We start from the raw sequence: 941 nt of genomic DNA on the forward strand, positions 1-941 counted from the left end.
ACAACCTGTCGCTCTATCTCGACCAGCAGACGACGGCGCGGCAGTTGATCCAGGGGCTGGCGGCGAGCGTCAACGCCGTCGCCGGCGTCTCCTGGCTCGGCAAACTGTTCGTGGTGCCGATCGACGCGCCGTCTTCTCCCTCGGTCACGTTGGCGGCCGACGGCACCAGCCTGCCGATGGTCAGCAAGGTCGAGCAGATCGGTGTTGCCGCGCCGTTCCGGAAGCTGGCGATCGGCGCCGAGCGCACCTGGGCGGTGCATAGCTTCAGCGACATCGCGTACACCGCGCCGATTGTCGAGCTCGGCCCCTATGACGACACCCTGACCTATCGCGACGGCAATATCGTCGAGATGCCCGACAAGTCGCGCTGGCTTTATATCTGGCCGACGCCGACCGCCGGCAATGATCCGGTGATCGGCAGCACCTATTGGAGATTCCTGAGCAGCGGCAGCATCACCCTGTTCACCTCGACCACGGCGCCCGTCGCCAACGCCATCGACGATCTTTGGACAAATCCGGTCACCGGCGCCGTGCTCCGGTGGGGCGGCGTGGCATGGGAGCCGATCTCCGATATCACCTCGCTCAATCAGCACGCGCTTGGCGATGCGCCCGACGTGCATGTGACCGCCAGCAATGCCGGCACGATCGATGCGGGCYAGTTGCCGCGGCAGGGCAGCATCGCGCGACTGCTCGGCGCGACCGATGTCAGCGACCTGACGACCTATTCCATTTCCGCGACAGGCGGGGTGACGATCACGATCGACAGCACGGGCGATCCCTTCCCCGGCACGTTCGAGATCGCCTCTCAGCCGCTGCCCGGCGAAACTACCGTGACCGTGCTTACCGACTATTTCGGCGTGCCGCTTACCAAGGTGTTCAAGATCCTGCGCGATGATGCCCCGCCACCGGCCGGGGGCGGAGGCGGCGGAGGCGGTGGAGGG

The 941-nt window shown here is 66.2% G+C and carries 1 protein-coding gene; it reads left to right on the plus strand.

Going from position 1 to position 941, the window contains the following annotated elements; genetic code table 11:
* Positions 1-941: hypothetical protein (locus AC1DZC_RS19875; RefSeq protein WP_477044465.1), on the plus strand; the 941-nt coding region annotated here is incomplete at both ends.

It is taken from the genome of Cellulomonas sp. P2_B4, from assembly GCF_056404795.1.